The organism is Ruegeria sp. CG11 (assembly GCF_056537245.1).
Genome location: NZ_JBQFRE010000008.1, coordinates 1 through 15,455, shown reverse-complemented (window position 1 = coordinate 15,455; position 15,455 = coordinate 1). Strand labels below are relative to the sequence as shown.

The window sequence follows — 15,455 nt, the reverse complement described above, 5'->3', positions numbered from 1 at the left end:
TTCTGGCGCGATGAGTCGTATTTAGGGTTTCTTGAGTGATCACTCAAGTATATATTTGAGCGAACGTTCAAGTATTGGTGAGATGATGCCCCGTAAACCTTCATATGACCGCGATGCGTTGATCGCGCAGGCCCGTGACATTTTCTGGCGTCACGGCTGGGCCGGGACGTCGTTGAAGGATCTGGAACGTGAATTGAACCTGAAGCCGGGCAGCTTCTACGCGGCGTTCGGGTCGAAGGATGCGCTCTATGCCCTGGCGTTAGAACGGTATGCGCAGGATGGGGTGGCCAACATGATGGCCTTGGCTGAGGATCTGGGCCCGCTCGGTGCGCTCAAGGCACAGCCGCGCCGTGTGGTCGAGGCGTCGGGACTGCCGGCCAAAGCCTGCATGTTGGCCAAAACCTATGCTGAATTGCAGGCCAAAGATCATGATCTGGCCGGTCAGGCACGCACCCATATGGCCGCGATGAGAACCTGTTTCGAAGACTTGTTTCGTCGCGCGCAGGAGGCCGGAGAGATTGCCCCCAACCACGACCCGAACCGCCTTGCAGCGCGGTATCAATCTGACCTCCTTGGGTTGCGGTTGTCAGCTGAACGCGACGATGTGAACGCGGTGGAAATTGCCAAGGACATCGCGGCGGACCTCGATCGGCTTTGATCCGCAAATAAAGCCCCCCCGGACCCACAAAATATTGGGGGAGCGCGTGACAATCCCCACCAGAAAACGTATAAGTTACCAAAATAATATAGGTACTAACGGCATGTCCGAAGACGCACAGGCACCACAAGAATACGGCGCTGATTCCATCAAAGTTCTCAAAGGCTTAGAGGCGGTTCGCAAGCGTCCCGGTATGTATATCGGTGACACCGACGACGGCTCGGGCCTGCACCACATGGTCTATGAGGTTGTGGACAACGGAATTGACGAGGCTCTGGCCGGTCACGCCGACCATGTGACTGTGAAAATTCACGCCGATTCCAGCGTTTCAGTCAGCGATAACGGCCGCGGAATTCCGGTTGATATCCACCCGGAAGAGGGGGTCTCGGCGGCCGAGGTCATCATGACCCAGCTGCACGCGGGCGGTAAGTTCGACAGCAACTCGTACAAGGTGTCAGGTGGTCTGCACGGCGTGGGCGTTTCGGTGGTGAACGCGTTGTCGGATTGGCTAGAGCTGCGCATCTGGCGTGCCAGCAAGGAACATGTCGCGCGCTTTGAGGGCGGCGAGACGGCTGAACATTTGAAAGTCGTTGGTGAGTGTGGTGATCGGACGGGAACCGAGGTACGGTTCCTGGCCTCGACCGATACGTTCTCGAACCTCGAATATTCGTTCGAGACGCTGGAGAAGCGCCTGCGCGAGCTGGCCTTCCTGAACTCGGGCGTGCGGATTATCCTGATCGATGAACGCCCGGCGGAGCGTCTGGAAACTGAGCTGTTCTATGAAGGCGGCGTCAAAGAGTTCGTCAAATACCTCGACCGGTCGAAAATCCCGGCGATGCCGGAGCCCATCTACATCAAGGGCGAGCGCGACGATATCGGCGTTGAAATCGCGATGTGGTGGAATGACAGCTACCACGAGACGGTTCTGCCCTTCACTAACAACATCCCGCAGCGGGATGGCGGTACCCATGTGGCGGGTTTCCGCGGCGCCCTGACCCGGACGATTAACAACTACGCGCAATCCAGCGGGATCGCGAAGAAGGAAAAGGTCAACTTCACCGGCGACGACGCGCGCGAAGGTCTGACCTGCGTGTTGTCGGTGAAAGTGCCGGACCCGAAATTCTCGTCTCAGACCAAGGACAAGCTGGTGTCGTCCGAGGTGCGCCCGGCGGTCGAAGGGCTGATGAACGAAAAGCTGGCCGAATGGTTCGAGGAAAACCCGAACGAAGCCAAGGGGATCGTCGGCAAGATCATCGAGGCCGCCTTGGCCCGTGAAGCTGCCCGCAAGGCCCGCGAACTGACGCGCCGCAAGACCGCGATGGATGTGAACTATCTGGCCGGGAAGCTGAAAGACTGTTCCGAGAAAGACCCGTCGAAAACCGAAGTCTTTCTGGTCGAGGGGGACTCGGCCGGTGGCTCCGCTCAAACGGGTCGGGATCGTTTGACGCAAGCCGTTCTGCCCCTGCGCGGGAAAATCCTGAACGTGGAACGGGCGCGGTTTGATCGGATGCTGTCGTCTCAGGAAATCGGTAATCTCGTGATGGCGCTGGGCACCGGCATTGGCCGGGACGAGTTCAACATCGAAAAGCTGCGCTACCACAAGATCGTCATCATGACCGATGCGGACGTGGACGGCGCACACATCCGGACGCTGCTTCTGACCTTCTTCTACCGGCAGATGCCGGAGCTGATTGAGGGCGGATACCTGTATATCGCGCAACCGCCGCTCTATAAGGTTTCGCGTGGTAAATCAGAGGTTTATCTGAAAGACCAGGCGGCGTTGGATGACTACCTAATCAATCAGGGCGTCGAAGGGGCTGTACTGAAACTCGGCTCGGGCGAAGAAATCATCGGTCAGGACCTCACCCGCGTGGTCGACGAGGCACGCCAGCTGAAGCGTGTGCTGGACGCCTTCCCGACCCATTATCCACGCCACATTCTGGAGCAGGCCGCCGTTGCCGGGGCCTTTGTGCCGGGCGCGGTGGATGCCGACCTGCAAGGCGTGGCCGACAAGGTCGCCGCCCGTCTCGACCTGATCGCGTTGGAATACGAGCGCGGCTGGCAGGGCCGCATCACGCAGGATCACGGTATCCGTCTGGCCCGCATCCTGCGCGGCGTCGAAGAGGTGCGCACGCTGGACGGCCCGATGCTGCGCTCGGGCGAGGCCCGCAAAACCGGCAGCTTCACCCAAAGCCTGCAAGAGGTCTACAACACCCCGGCCACGCTGGTTCGCCGCGACCGCATGCAGGCGATCCACGGCCCGCTGGACCTGCTGCGCGCCATTCTGGAAGAGGGCGAAAAAGGTCTGTCCTTGCAACGCTATAAGGGTCTGGGTGAGATGAACCCCGACCAGCTGTGGGAAACCACGCTGGACCCGGATGCCCGTACGTTGCTGCAGGTACGCGTGGATGATATGGTCGAGGCTGACGACCTGTTTACCAAGTTGATGGGCGACGTGGTGGAACCGCGCCGCGAGTTCATCCAGCAAAACGCCCTGAGCGTCGAGAATCTGGATTTCTAGAGTTTTGTAGGCTTGCGCATAACACTTCGCGCACCCCATAAGTTTGCGTAGTTTGCCCATAGTTTTGCGCTGTGCGATTGTCTGCCGTACCGATGAATTTGATCAGTTTTTGGCGTAGTCGTTGCTGTTATGGCCCTTTGCGTTGCTCAATCCCGCAAAGGGCCTCCCTAAAGAACCTTGGGTTCCATGCGGTCTTTTTGCTTGGATCCTCGCGAAGGCGTGCGGTGCGCAGAAAGCAGACTTTGCACAGTTGGGCTGCCGCCCATAGCTATAGTTGGACAAGTGCTCTGGATGCCGTTGTCGTAGCCCCTGTGATCGACATTCGAGCACAAGGCAGCATCTTTATGGGAGGGCGTGATCTAGTTGCTGGAAAACTGAAAAGCTTCGGTAACGTCAGTTAGGACGGCTTTTATTACAGAACCAACGCTGCCCTTGCACTCCTCCGCTTTACAAGCTTCGCGCATAATATCGCTGGCTAAATTGCACACTTGTCACCGAATAGCGGTGTTGGACGTTACAAGCCGCTATGTTTCCAGCTGGCTGCGGACCCAACTGAGAAGAGGAGATCGTGCGTCTCGCTCATGCCAAATTGCACGGATTCCCAATTCCGGCAGGGGGAAAGGGCAATCGCGCGTGATTAGGTTTCCGTTAAAGGTGGCAGCTTGGGCGAGCGTCTCCGGCACAAAGGCGATTAGATTTGTTCCTTCCAGGAAGGCGGGTTGCAGATGCAGAGTATCTGTCACCAGCCCAACCTGGCGTGGGGGCATACCCTTATCCTTGCCATAAAGGTGCACTGGGTCATCTTGTTTGGCCACGAGACGCAGCCGGACATGTGGATATAGAAAGATCGTATCAGATTTCCAGCTGTTCAAAGCTGGGTGGGTTCGGTCTAATAGGCACACAAGACGCTCGCGCAGCAGCAGCTTTTGAAGAAACTTCGGATTTGCCTGAAGTCCTGCGCCAACGATCAAATCGGCATCCCCGGAATCGAGCATCTGGTAACTGTGATCCGAATAGCTATGAATTTCGAACACGATCCCTGGTGCTTGCTTTCGAATACGCCGAACTGCGTTTGCAAGGAAACTGGTGGCAATAAAATCATGGGCATGGATTCGAATTTCTGCACTCGCGTTTTCAGGTGAGAATGTCACTGGCGCGGTTAGAACGGTGATCTCTGAAAGGATCGTGTTCAACCGCGCTGCAAGGTCCAGAGTGCGCGCTGTTGGTACCATTTCGCGCCCTTGCTTGACGAACAGAGGGTCGTCAAACAGGCGGCGCAATCTTGCCAGCGTATGGCTCATGGCAGGTTGCGTTACGTTCATTCGCTGCGCAGCCCGCCCGACATGCTGTTCCGAGATGAGGGCTTGCAGTGACTTAAGTAGATTGAGATCAATTCCATCAATTTTATTCATGTTGACAACAAGTAATGATTATTTCCAATTATGTCTATTGGTTGCCATTTTCCTCTCGACCACAAGAGGAACAGAAAGATGAATATTCTGATCACTGGGGCCAGCAGCGGCTTCGGAAAAGAAATGGCCATCAGACTTGCGGGCGAAGGTCATTCTGTATTCGCCGGAATGCGCGCTCTGAAGGGGCGAAACGCCGAAGTAGCAGCCAGCCTGAAGGCGACATCTGCGCGGATTTCTTGCATTGAGTTGGATGTCTGCAGTGACGCCGGCGTAGACAGCGCAATTGCCCATCTGATGTTAAAGCTGGATGGCCCACTTGATGTCGTGATCAACAACGCCGGGATCTATGTTGGCGGGCTCAACGGAACCATTTCTGCGGCACGATTTCAGAACATGCTGAATGTGAACGTGCTGGGACCGGTTCGTGTGCTACGCGCAGTGCTTCCCAATATGCGGGCCCAGAGTTTTGGCACGGTGATCAGCATCACCAGTGACATGTCCCGGTTTGCTTTGCCGATGAGCGGTTTTTACTCAGCCAGTAAAGCGGCGCTGGAACTAGTCGCCGAGACCTATGCTCTTGAACTCGCCCCATTGGGACTGGAATCCCTTATCGTTCAACCCGGAGCATTTGACACTGGCATCATGCAGAAATCGCCGCCAACGGATGAACCGGAACGCATGGCTGGATACGGCCCAACGTTGGAACAAGCACAGGCGATGGCCGGACGCTTCATGGGGTTGGCGCAAAAAAGCTTTGTTGAGGCGTCCCCTGCAATGGTTGCCGATGCCATCGCCGATCTGTTGAACCTGCCCTACGGCAAAAGACCATTGAGAACTATTGTCGACCCGTCGGGCATTGGCGCTCTGGCCAACGCAATGAATGCTGCCGTAGCCACCAAGCAGGAGAGGTTTCAGGACGCTCTCGGCGCCGAATTCTCCTTCCCCGTTCAGGAGGCTGCGGAATGAATGTGATCACTGTTTTCGTCGGACTTCTGTCCGTCTTCTTCCTCTTCGCAAGCTCGATCAAGATCTTCGGCTGGCAGAAGTTCATTTTTGAAACCCAACTGGCGATGTTCATCAAGTACGGGTTAAACCGCCAGATCATGGCCTTGGTTGGCGTGGTTGAATTGTTTGGCGCAATCGCGATCTGGTTTCAGGGATCCTGGATCGGAACTTTGGGCGCGTTGGCAATTCTTGGCACGTCCATCGGTGCAGTTGGTTGTCATCTGATCTGGGACACCTGGAAAGATGGCGTTCCTGCCATGGTCACAGGCACCTTGTCCGCTATCGTAGCTTGGTCTGGCCGTGAAACGGTGTTGAGCATTGTTGGTATTAGCTAAAACCATGTCTCTGACACAGGAGTGCATGTTGTGACTGACAGTATCCGTGTGGCAAATGCCAAGGGCCTTTATCTGGAAGGCATTCGTGACGGCAAAATGGTCGAAGCGCTCGATAAATTTACCGGGGATCGCTACACACAACACTCAACGGGTGTACGCGACGGTAAAGAAGGTTTCATCGAGTTTTTCACGCCTTTTCTTGAGCGGAATCCGGTGCGCGACATTCAGGTTCTGCGTACAATCGAGGATGGAAATTTCGTCTTCGTGCATGTGTATCAAAGCCTCAATAACGGTGAAGCCCTGTGGGTGACGGCCGATACCTTTGATACCGACGAGGACGGTAAAATCATCGAGCATTGGGATGTGATTGCCGCGTATAAATGGCCAACTGTCTCGGGCCGCAGCATGGTGGATGGCCCAACCGAAATCGAAGATCACGATCTGACCTAGGCCAACAAGGCCGTGGTGCAAGGGTTCATCGACAATGTCCTGATGGCAGGGCGCACCGATCTTGTAAATGACTACATATCGACCGAGCAATACGACCAGCACAACCCAGAAATAGCCGACGGATTGGAAGCTCTTTCCAAGCATCTTGGAGAGGTGACAAGTGACGGAAAAACCGCGCAATACGTCAAAGTTCACCGACTACTCGGCCAAGGAAATTTCGTGGTTGCCTTTAGCCATGTAAAACAAGACGAGGACGACTGGGCCGTCTTTGACTTGTTCCGGCTCAAGGATGGAAAGATCGTCGAACATTGGGATGTTCAGGAACAGATCGGCCCGAAAGATACCTGGAACAACTCTGGCAAATTCTAGGTGAGTAGAGCGCCACGTTTTCTCTGATAGAGGTCGAAAATGATTGCGTTTTCAAGGCAAGGGCGCATTAGCGCTGGCTCAACATTCCAGAAGCTGAATGGTTGTATTTGATTAATCCCGCGCGGTAATCTGAGTGCAGCTTTAGATCTTCGGACCATGTGTGGAGCATTAAATGAACAGGTTGGCGCTGACAGCAATGGCATTGATCTCTACTGGCGCGGTGTGGGCCGCCGGTATGGAACGGTGGGGTGAATCCGGGGACTGGACAATCCTGATTGATCCCGAAAAGGGCAATGGCTGTCTCGCGTGGAAACCGTTTGAAAATGAAATGACCGTTGAAATCGGCGCGGCACCCAATCAGGCCGGCGGCTTTTTTGCAGCTTTTAATCCGGCCTGGGTTCAAATTGAGGACGGCGCAACGGGAATCGTGAAGTTCGACTTTGGTGATGCGAAGTTTGAAGGCGAAGCAGTTGGTGTCTTCAAAAATGGTGTGCCCGGTGGCTACGCCTTTTTTGACAACCCGGCGTTTGTAACCGAGTTTGGAAAACGCCAAAGCGTTACGATTATAGGCGAAAGCGGGGCGGAGGTTGAACTCGACCTCAGCGGGTCTGCAAAAGCCATCGAAGCGGTTCTGACTTGTCAGGCTGAACAGCCGGAACCACTGAAGAACTAGGTCGCGTCCAATTATCGCAATTGATTGATGTCCGGCACACAAGGTTGCCTGTCGACAGGCATAGCATCAGCGCCCTCTGGAACCTTGTTTCTGGACCCGCCCCCATCCAGCTTGAACATTGGCGACGAAAGCTGGCCAGTCACATCCAAGGGCCAAGCGCTTCGGGGTAGGGGGTTGCCAACGCGCCGCGGCTACGCTCATATTGCTATCGTATCGTTCAGCTAATCCACTTGCCCCTTTGCAACCAACTGAACCGATCCCGTTTCAATGACGATGGAGTTTGAGCTCACCCTCCTAGCTTGAATATCAACCGGGGCGACCATACGCCCAGCGTTTATGCTGCGTGCCCGGTTTGCTTTTCACATCGAACTGCCGAAGGTCCACTGTGCAGCCTTGGCTCCGACGTAACATCGTAACCGGGCGCAAGCGGTGGCGCCAGACCGAGAATCGCGCGTTTTATTTGACCTTTCGGTCGCTCATTCTCGGCAAGTGTAAATTTCTTTCACCAGCGTGTTGCCTATACTTACATCGACTTGGAACGCACATACTGAGAAACGGAGAATTGGGCGGGCCACAGTAAAGGGCGCTACTCCGATGTGTTCTTCAAAGAGGCCATCAGGTTGTGAAACTTTTCCCCCTGCACCGCGACGTGATCGCGAAGGGCATTTGCTGTTTCCTCGGGGTTGCCATTGTCCAGAGCGCGCACGATCTCTTCATGCTCGGACATAGATTGAGTCATGCGACCCCGAAACCGAAGCTGTTGCCGCCGGAAGGGTTTGAGCCGTCTGTGTAGCTTGGACGCCTCTTGTTCCAGAAATGAATTGCCAGACTGGTTGTATATGATTCGATGGAAACGCTCGTTTTCGAGGTAGTACGTGTCAGGGTCACCGGCATCGACGGCCTCCTGACATCTCGCGTTGGCGTCAGTCAGGTCTTTCAAAGCTTGATCGGAAATGCGCAATGCGGCAAGCCGGCCGCAAACGGCTTCGAGCTCAGCCATGACCTCGAACATTTCCATCAGTTCCACAGGCCCGGGCTGTCGGACAAAAGCCCCCCGGCGCGGAATGAGGTCGACCAGCCCCGACAGGGCAAGCCGCTGAAATGCTTCTCGAAGTGGTGTTCTGGAAACGCCGAATTGCTCGGCCAGTTTGACTTCATCCAGACGGTCCCCGTCCGAAAATGTCCCGTCAAAGATCAGCTCTTCCAGATCCTGAGCAATGGTGTCGGCAAGTCTTTGGTCCATAGGTTTCTGTTTTAATCACGATCGAGTGGGAACTCAAGAATTCTAATCTTGTATACAAAAATGTTGACTTAAAAAACATAACCGCCCTATGCTTCTATTCATCCCCGGCAAGACCGGGTTTGAAAAAGGGAGGAGAAAATGAAAGCCATGTTCAAAACAGCCGTTGCTGCTTTGGCACTTGCGTCCGCGGGCACATTGGGTTCGGCAGAAGAGCTGCGCCTGTCTCATCAGTGGTCGAATAAGGACATCCGTCATCAGGTTGCACAGATCGTGGCCGATGAGGTAGCCGCGGCCGATGTCGATCTGGAAATCAAGATTTTCGGCTCAAAATCGTTGTTCAAACCGCGCGAGCAGTACAAGCCGCTCAGCCGGGGCCAGCTGGATATGACTGTTCTGCCGCTGTCCTATGCCGGTGGTCAGCAACCTGCCTATAACCTGACCCTGATGCCCGGTCTGGTGAAAAACCACGATCACGCAGCGCGTCTGGCCGACTCGCCTTTCATGGAGGCGCTTGAGGCTAAAATGGCCGAAGATGACGTGATGGTTCTGGTCCACGGTTATCTGGCCGGCGGTTTTGCGGGCAAGGACAAGTGCATCACCAAGCCCGAAGACGTCGCAGGTCTGCAAACGCGTGCGGCGGGCAAGTCCTTTGAGCAGATGCTGGCCGGAGCCGATGCCTCGATCGCGTCGATGGCGTCGTCGGAAATCTACAACGCCATGCAGACCGGCGTTCTGCAGGCGGCCAATACTTCGTCGTCGTCCTTTGTCAGCTATCGTATCTACGAGCAGGTCAGCTGCTATACGCCCGCAGGTGATGTGGCGCTGTGGTTCATGTATCAGCCGCTGCTGATAAACAAATCCACCTTCGAAGGTTTGAACGAAGATCAGCAGGCCGCACTGCTGACCGCGTCTGAGAAGGCACAGGCCTACTATCTGGAAGAGGCCAAGAAACAGGACGCCAACTCGGCCAAGGTGTTTGAAGAGGCTGGCGTCGAAATCGCCGAAATGACACCAGAGGACTTCGAAGCCTGGCGCGCGCTGGCGATGGAAACATCCTATAAAGCCTTCGTGGAAGAGGTTCCTGACGGGCAGGACCTGCTGGACAAGGCTCTGGCAGTCGAATGATCCCCTTTTGCCTGGGCGGCCCTGCTGCCGCCCGGCGCCTGGTCTCAGTTCTGATCTTCAGACTTAATTGCATCTCAATCACAGGAGGCGCAAATGGCTGGCCATAGCTCTGCCGTTGCTTCCCATACCGGGAACAATCCCTTCCTTCGCTTTGTCGCCGCGCTTTCAACTCTGGCCGGATGGTGTTCCGCAGGCATGATCGTCGCTGCTGTCGCAATCACGTGCCAGATGATCGTTGTGCGCTTTGTCCTGAACGGCTCGACCATCTGGCAGACCGAAGCTGTCATTTATCTGGTCATCGCCGCAACATTGGTCGGTCTGCCTTATGTTCAGCGTCTGCGCGGGCATGTGAACGTCGACCTGATCCCGATCTCGCTGGCCCCGCGTGCGCGCTTCTTCATGGCGATCCTGACCTCGGTTCTTTCCATCGCCATTGTCTCGGTCATGCTGTTCTACGGCTACGAGTATTGGCATTTCGCGTGGGAGCGTGGCTGGAAATCCGACACCGTATGGGGCGTGCGCCTATGGATTCCCTACCTCTCTATCCCGGTCGGTTTTGGACTGCTGCTGTTGCAACTGATTGCCGACCTCATCGCCGTCCTGCTTGGCATCGATAAACCCTTTGGTCTGGAGTAAAGCCGATGGATCCCCTTCTGCTCGGCGCTATTGTCGCCATCGCCACCATCCTTGTTCTGTTCTCGGGCGTATCGGTCGCTATCGGTCTGCTGATCGTCTCGGCCGGCTTCCTGATCGTCTTCGACGGCCCCCGGTCGCTGGAACTGATGCCGGAAATCCTGTTCGGTAAGCTCGATAACTTCGCCCTTCTTTCGATCCCGATGTTCATCATCATGGGGGCCTCGATTGCCTCAACGAGGGCTGGGGCGGATCTGTACGAAGCGCTTGAACGCTGGCTGACCCGCGTCCCCGGCGGGCTGGTCGTGTCGAACCTTGGCGCCTGTGCCCTGTTCGCTGCCATGTCCGGTTCATCGCCCGCCACCTGTGCTGCCATCGGCAAGATGGGCATCCCCGAGATGCGCAAGCGCGGTTATCCTGACGGTGTGGCCGCCGGTTCCATCGCCGCAGGCGGTACGCTGGGCATCCTGATCCCGCCGTCGGTCACCATGATCGTCTATGGCATCGCCACCGAGACCTCGATTGGCCGTCTGTTCCTGGCCGGTGTGATCCCGGGTCTTATGCTGGTGGGTCTGTTCATGGCCTGGTCGCTCTATTCCACTTGGAAATCCGGCGACGCCACCCGTCTGGGTTCGGGCAGCTACACCTGGGGTGAGCGGTTCGAGATCCTCCCGCGCGTGCTGCCCTTCCTCGGCATTATCCTGGGTGTGCTCTATGCCATGTATGGCGGCATCGCTACGCCTTCGGAAACGGCTGCCGTGGGTGCGCTGCTGTGCCTGCTGATCGCGATGATCATCTACAAGCTGTGGAATCCCAAGGACATCTGGGTCGTGCTGCGCGACAGCACCAAGGAAAGCGTGATGATCCTGTTCATCATCGCCGCCGCCGGGGTGTTCTCGTACATGCTCAGCTCGCTGTTTATCACCCAGGCGATTGCCGAATGGATCGGCACGCTGGACGTGAACCGCTGGGTTCTGATGGGCGCGGTCAACGTGTTCCTGCTGATCGCCGGGTTCTTCCTGCCCCCCGTGGCGGTGATCCTGATGGCCGCACCCATCCTGCTACCGATCATTACCACTGCTGGCTTTGACCCGATCTGGTTCGCGGTAGTGCTGACCATCAACATGGAAATCGGTCTGATCTCTCCCCCGGTCGGCCTGAATCTCTATGTGATCAACGGTATCGCGCCGGACATCTCGCTGAAAACCATCCTGACCGGATCGCTGCCTTTCGTGGCCTGCATGGTGATCGCGATTGTCCTGCTGTGCCTGTTCCCGGGCCTCGCGACATGGCTACCTGATCTGGTGATGGGGGCGGCGGTATGACCCTGCTTGCCGATCTTCTCTCAACCGTGTTCGAACGGCGCTATCGTCGCGCTGGTGCAGCGGCCCTCGATGGACGCCCGCTAACCGAACTGGCAGATGCGTTGGTTGGGTCAGCGGGGGAGACCTCAGGGCTGGCTTTGGCGGAAGAGATCTTGACCCGCTTCGACAAAATGGAAGATGACGAAAAGCTGGAGTTCTTCCGGTATCTCGCCACCGCCATGAATATCGATCCCGAGGCGGTTCGGTCATCGCTGGACGAATACGTGCGCGCGCCTTCGAAAGCGACCTATCGCAGCTTCGCGACCGCGGCGGAACCTGCTCGACAGGAGATGATCCGCCGCCTGAACCGGGTACCCGGTGCCACAGGTACCCTTGTTCAGATGCGCGCCGACCTGTTGCGGTTGGGTGGTAAAGAGCCCGAGCTGCAAGCGCTGGATTTGGACTTCCGCCACCTGTTCGCCAGTTGGTTCAACCGCGGCTTTCTGGTGCTGCGCCCGATCAATTGGGAAAGCCCGGCTCATATTCTGGAGAAAATCATCGCTTACGAGGCGGTACATGCCATCGACAGCTGGGATGACCTGCGCCGCAGGCTGCAACCCACCGATAGACGTTGCTTTGCCTTCTTCCATCCCTCGATGCCTGACGAGCCGCTGATCTTTGTCGAGGTCGCTTTGAACAGCGGAACTCCCGGATCGGTTCAGGCCCTGCTTGCCGAGGACCGCGACCCGATGCCAGCAGAGCAGGCTGATACGGCCGTGTTCTACTCGATCTCGAACTGTCAGGCGGGGCTGGCCAGCATCTCGTTCGGCAACTCGCTGATCAAGCAGGTGGCGTCGGATCTGGCAGCAGAGCTGTCAGGGCTGAAGACTTTTGTCACCCTGTCACCTATTCCGGGACTGACCAAGTGGCTGTCCCAGGAAGGCATCGAGTGGGACATCGAAGAACCCGATCAGATGAAGGCGCTGGCGGCGCATTACCTGCTGAACGCCAAGGGCCGGGGCAACATGCCATTCGATCCAGTGGCCCGGTTCCACCTTGGCAACGGCGCGCTGGTTCATGCGGTTCATGCTGATGCCGATACGTCGGACAAGGGGCGCTCCCAGTCCGGCGGCACCATGGTCAACTACCTCTACGATCTCGGCCGCGTTGCTCAGAACCACGAGCAGTTCGCCAATACCCGCGAGGTCATCGCCTCGCCCGAGGCCAAATCGCTTGCTGCGTCGGCCTCTCTCACCACGACACAGGAAAGGTAAACCTTATGGCCAATCCTCTCTATGACGGTTTGTTCGGCGCCCATGCCGGTAAAGACACACATTTTTTGCAACTGCTCAACGGTTCGGTGATTACGCATCAGGATTTCCTGAGCACCGCCGCACAGATCGCGCATGTGGCAACCCAACTGGGTCTTAAGCCCGGTGACCGGGTCGCGGCGCAGGTTGAAAAATCACCCGAAGCGCTGGCGCTCTATGCTGCCTGCGCGCAGGCGGGTCTTGTGTTCCTGCCGCTCAATACTGCCTACACGGTGGATGAGCTGACCTATTTCATTGAAAACAGCGGGGCCTTGCTGATTGTCTGTGACGCCAGAAGCGAGGAGAAGCTCACGCCCGTCGGCGCGCAACTGGGGGCGCAAGTTGAGACCCTGAACGCGGATGGGAGCGGCAGCCTGATGGATCAGGCCGCCGCCATGCCTGCCAGCTTTGAAACCGTTGATCGTGACGGTGATGATCTGGCGGCGTTTCTCTATACCTCGGGCACGACGGGCCGGTCGAAAGGCGCGATGCTGACCCAGAACAACCTGTTGTCGAATGCACAAGCGCTTGTCACGGAATGGCGTTTCACATCCGACGACGTGCTGCTGCACGCGCTGCCGATCTTTCACACTCACGGACTGTTCGTGGCAACCAACGTCACGCTGGCTGCGGGCAGCAGCATCGTATTTATGCCCAAATTCGATCTGGATGAGATCATCGGGCGGATGCCGAAAGCCACCACCATGATGGGCGTGCCGACCTTCTATACCCGCCTGTTGGATGACGATCGGTTCACCAAGGAGCTGGCCGAACATATGCGCCTGTTTGTTTCCGGTTCCGCGCCGCTGCTGGCGGAAACTCACGTCCAATTCGAGGAGCGTACCGGCCATCGTATCCTTGAACGTTATGGCATGACCGAGACCAACATGAACACCTCGAACCCCTATGATGGCGACCGCCGCGCGGGCACGGTGGGCTTTCCACTGCCGGGGGTTGAACTGAAAATCTGCGACTCTGATGGCAATGCCCTCCCGCAGGGCGAGATCGGCGAGATCGAGGTGCGTGGGCCCAACGTGTTCAAGGGCTACTGGCAGATGCCGGAAAAAACCGCCGCCGAGCTGCGCGAGAACAGGTTCTTTATCACCGGTGATCTGGGCCGGATCGACGAGGATGGCTATGTCCATATAGTTGGTCGCAACAAGGACCTGATCATCTCGGGCGGTTACAACATCTATCCCAAGGAGATCGAGTTGATACTGGATGACCAGCCTGGGGTACTGGAAAGCGCCGTTGTGGGAGTGCCGCATCCCGACTTTGGTGAAACTGTTCTGGGTGTAATCGTCTCCGAGCCGGGGCAGTCACCGGATATAGATGCGATGATGAGCGCCGTGCGTGACAGTCTGGCACGGTTCAAGCACCCCCGTAAGCTGATCTTGCTCAATGAACTGCCCCGAAACACCATGGGAAAGGTTCAAAAGAACATCCTGCGCGACCAATTCAAAGACCTGTTCGTGGCCGCTTAAGATGACACTCCCCGGTCCGACAGCCCTTTTCTCGACAATGCTGCGGGCCAAACTTCAACGGCTTGAAGGTTCGAAATCTTTGCCTTCAAGCCGTTGATTTTTCTCTCTTCAGGAGCTTGCAATATAATGTATCAGAATATTCTCGTCCCGATTTCGCTGGATGGAGACCGTGACACGGCGCGCGCTGTGCAAGTTGCGCGGGCGCTCAACTCCGACGATGGTCACATCACATTCCTGCATGTTGTCGAACACCTACCTCAGTATACGAACAATTTGCTTCCTGATGACCATTTGGAGCGTGTCAAAGACGTCGCTTCGAAAAAGTTGACGCCGTTGTTAAATGGTTTGGTGAATGCCCGGATCGAGATCGTCGAAGGTCACGCAGGCCGCGGAATAATTGACTATGCGAAATCACACGGTGTCGAATGCGTCGTGATCGCTAGCCATCAACCCGGTTTGCAAGACTATCTGCTTGGATCTACTGCGGCCCGTGTCGTGCGGCACGCACACTGCGCCGTTCACGTGATCAGGTAACGTCGTAGATATTGTCGTTGTCGTTTGAACTCGAATTCGAATGTGGTCTCTGCCCGAACGCCTTGGCTACGGATCGATCATACACGAAGGGCGGCTTTCGGCCTACTGCGCTGCATCATGCCAATACACGGCCAATGTTCGCATTGGACCAAGGTTAGCGACCAGCCATCTGATCAAACGGTCGGATGCTGCGTTTCGCATAAACGGACGCAAGCGTTGCAAATCCGACATTGACGGTGGTGAGACCGGCCTAAAATGACCATTTGAGGAAGAAATCACGAACGATCGCTTTGCATGTTTTATTAACGGCGGTTGAAATCAACCAGCGTAATCGTGCCCGAATGGTCGGTATCCAGGTCGGCGAACCATCCGTCCGACCCGACGAGGAACTCATGCTCA

The 15,455-nt window shown here is 56.5% G+C and carries 15 protein-coding genes; 13 read left to right on the top strand and 2 right to left on the bottom strand.

Going from position 1 to position 15,455, the window contains the following annotated elements:
* The first annotated feature begins 85 nt into the window (after window positions 1-85).
* Window positions 86-658 carry a TetR/AcrR family transcriptional regulator gene (locus ACR0KW_RS16110; RefSeq protein WP_480805917.1) on the top strand — a complete coding sequence of 191 codons (573 nt, stop codon included), beginning with the start codon at window positions 86-88 and terminating at the stop codon, window positions 656-658.
* 103 nt (window positions 659-761) lie between these two features.
* Window positions 762-3,179, top strand: a complete 2,418-nt coding sequence (gene gyrB, locus ACR0KW_RS16105) for a DNA topoisomerase (ATP-hydrolyzing) subunit B (protein ID WP_480805916.1) — start codon at window positions 762-764, stop codon at window positions 3,177-3,179.
* Window positions 3,180-3,703: 524 nt separating this feature from the next.
* Here gyrB and ACR0KW_RS16100 read toward each other — a convergent pair.
* The gene (locus tag ACR0KW_RS16100) at window positions 3,704-4,591 is read right to left on the bottom strand and encodes a LysR family transcriptional regulator (protein WP_480805915.1); all 888 of its coding nucleotides are present in this window, start codon (window positions 4,589-4,591) and stop codon (window positions 3,704-3,706) included.
* A gap of 78 nt (window positions 4,592-4,669) precedes the next feature.
* Here ACR0KW_RS16100 and ACR0KW_RS16095 point away from each other — a divergent pair, with 78 nt between their 5' ends.
* The 5 genes from ACR0KW_RS16095 to ACR0KW_RS16075 all read left to right on the top strand — a co-directional run bounded on the left by ACR0KW_RS16095 (window position 4,670) and on the right by ACR0KW_RS16075 (window position 7,423).
* Window positions 4,670-5,557, top strand: a complete 888-nt coding sequence (locus tag ACR0KW_RS16095) for an SDR family NAD(P)-dependent oxidoreductase (protein WP_480805914.1) — start codon at window positions 4,670-4,672, stop codon at window positions 5,555-5,557.
* Window positions 5,554-5,931, top strand: coding sequence for a DoxX family protein (locus ACR0KW_RS16090; RefSeq protein ID WP_480805913.1), 378 nt, complete (start codon window positions 5,554-5,556; stop codon window positions 5,929-5,931). The genes ACR0KW_RS16095 and ACR0KW_RS16090 overlap by 4 nt, the downstream gene beginning before the upstream one ends.
* A gap of 30 nt (window positions 5,932-5,961) precedes the next feature.
* Window positions 5,962-6,381, top strand: a complete 420-nt coding sequence (locus ACR0KW_RS16085) for a nuclear transport factor 2 family protein (protein ID WP_480805912.1) — start codon at window positions 5,962-5,964, stop codon at window positions 6,379-6,381.
* 15 nt (window positions 6,382-6,396) lie between these two features.
* Window positions 6,397-6,750: a nuclear transport factor 2 family protein gene (locus ACR0KW_RS16080; RefSeq protein ID WP_480805911.1), complete on the top strand. Its 354-nt coding sequence runs from the start codon at window positions 6,397-6,399 to the stop codon at window positions 6,748-6,750.
* Window positions 6,751-6,922: 172 nt separating this feature from the next.
* Window positions 6,923-7,423 (top strand): hypothetical protein, encoded by a 501-nt coding sequence (locus ACR0KW_RS16075; RefSeq protein ID WP_171105989.1) that lies wholly within the window; start codon window positions 6,923-6,925, stop codon window positions 7,421-7,423.
* Window positions 7,424-8,009: 586 nt separating this feature from the next.
* Here ACR0KW_RS16075 and ACR0KW_RS16070 read toward each other — a convergent pair.
* Window positions 8,010-8,666, bottom strand: a complete 657-nt coding sequence (locus ACR0KW_RS16070; protein ID WP_170328555.1) for a GntR family transcriptional regulator — start codon at window positions 8,664-8,666, stop codon at window positions 8,010-8,012.
* 138 nt (window positions 8,667-8,804) lie between these two features.
* Here ACR0KW_RS16070 and dctP point away from each other — a divergent pair, with 138 nt between their 5' ends.
* From dctP to ACR0KW_RS16040, 6 genes are all read left to right on the top strand, one after another.
* Complete coding sequence (gene dctP / locus ACR0KW_RS16065; RefSeq protein ID WP_480805910.1) at window positions 8,805-9,791, top strand: TRAP transporter substrate-binding protein DctP; 987 nt, start codon at window positions 8,805-8,807, stop codon at window positions 9,789-9,791.
* A 93-nt stretch (window positions 9,792-9,884) separates the two neighbouring features.
* Window positions 9,885-10,427 (top strand): TRAP transporter small permease, encoded by a 543-nt coding sequence (locus ACR0KW_RS16060; RefSeq protein WP_480769072.1) that lies wholly within the window; start codon window positions 9,885-9,887, stop codon window positions 10,425-10,427.
* 5 nt (window positions 10,428-10,432) lie between these two features.
* Window positions 10,433-11,749: a TRAP transporter large permease gene (locus ACR0KW_RS16055; protein WP_170670147.1), complete on the top strand. Its 1,317-nt coding sequence runs from the start codon at window positions 10,433-10,435 to the stop codon at window positions 11,747-11,749.
* A complete protein-coding gene (locus ACR0KW_RS16050) occupies window positions 11,746-13,002 on the top strand; it encodes a malonyl-CoA decarboxylase (RefSeq protein ID WP_480805909.1) in 1,257 nt (418 codons plus the stop codon). Before ACR0KW_RS16055 ends, ACR0KW_RS16050 begins: the two co-directional genes overlap by 4 nt.
* 5 nt (window positions 13,003-13,007) lie before the next feature.
* Window positions 13,008-14,522, top strand: a complete 1,515-nt coding sequence (locus ACR0KW_RS16045; RefSeq protein WP_480805908.1) for a malonate--CoA ligase — start codon at window positions 13,008-13,010, stop codon at window positions 14,520-14,522.
* 126 nt (window positions 14,523-14,648) lie between these two features.
* Window positions 14,649-15,056, top strand: a complete 408-nt coding sequence (locus tag ACR0KW_RS16040) for a universal stress protein (RefSeq protein ID WP_480805907.1) — start codon at window positions 14,649-14,651, stop codon at window positions 15,054-15,056.
* The last annotated feature ends 399 nt before the right edge of the window (window positions 15,057-15,455 follow it).

Excerpts from the sequence above, each read along its gene's own strand:
- ACR0KW_RS16110 (WP_480805917.1), top strand. The coding sequence starts at position 86 with ATGCCCCGTAAACCTTCATATGACCGCGATGCGTTGATCGCGCAGGCC.
- gyrB (WP_480805916.1), top strand. The coding sequence starts at position 762 with ATGTCCGAAGACGCACAGGCACCACAAGAATACGGCGCTGATTCCATC.
- ACR0KW_RS16100 (WP_480805915.1), bottom strand. The coding sequence starts at position 4,591 with ATGAATAAAATTGATGGAATTGATCTCAATCTACTTAAGTCACTGCAA.
- ACR0KW_RS16095 (WP_480805914.1), top strand. The coding sequence starts at position 4,670 with ATGAATATTCTGATCACTGGGGCCAGCAGCGGCTTCGGAAAAGAAATG.
- ACR0KW_RS16090 (WP_480805913.1), top strand. The coding sequence starts at position 5,554 with ATGAATGTGATCACTGTTTTCGTCGGACTTCTGTCCGTCTTCTTCCTC.
- ACR0KW_RS16075 (WP_171105989.1), top strand. The coding sequence starts at position 6,923 with ATGAACAGGTTGGCGCTGACAGCAATGGCATTGATCTCTACTGGCGCG.
- ACR0KW_RS16070 (WP_170328555.1), bottom strand. The coding sequence starts at position 8,666 with ATGGACCAAAGACTTGCCGACACCATTGCTCAGGATCTGGAAGAGCTG.
- dctP (WP_480805910.1), top strand. The coding sequence starts at position 8,805 with ATGAAAGCCATGTTCAAAACAGCCGTTGCTGCTTTGGCACTTGCGTCC.
- ACR0KW_RS16060 (WP_480769072.1), top strand. The coding sequence starts at position 9,885 with ATGGCTGGCCATAGCTCTGCCGTTGCTTCCCATACCGGGAACAATCCC.
- ACR0KW_RS16055 (WP_170670147.1), top strand. The coding sequence starts at position 10,433 with ATGGATCCCCTTCTGCTCGGCGCTATTGTCGCCATCGCCACCATCCTT.
- ACR0KW_RS16050 (WP_480805909.1), top strand. The coding sequence starts at position 11,746 with ATGACCCTGCTTGCCGATCTTCTCTCAACCGTGTTCGAACGGCGCTAT.
- ACR0KW_RS16045 (WP_480805908.1), top strand. The coding sequence starts at position 13,008 with ATGGCCAATCCTCTCTATGACGGTTTGTTCGGCGCCCATGCCGGTAAA.
- ACR0KW_RS16040 (WP_480805907.1), top strand. The coding sequence starts at position 14,649 with ATGTATCAGAATATTCTCGTCCCGATTTCGCTGGATGGAGACCGTGAC.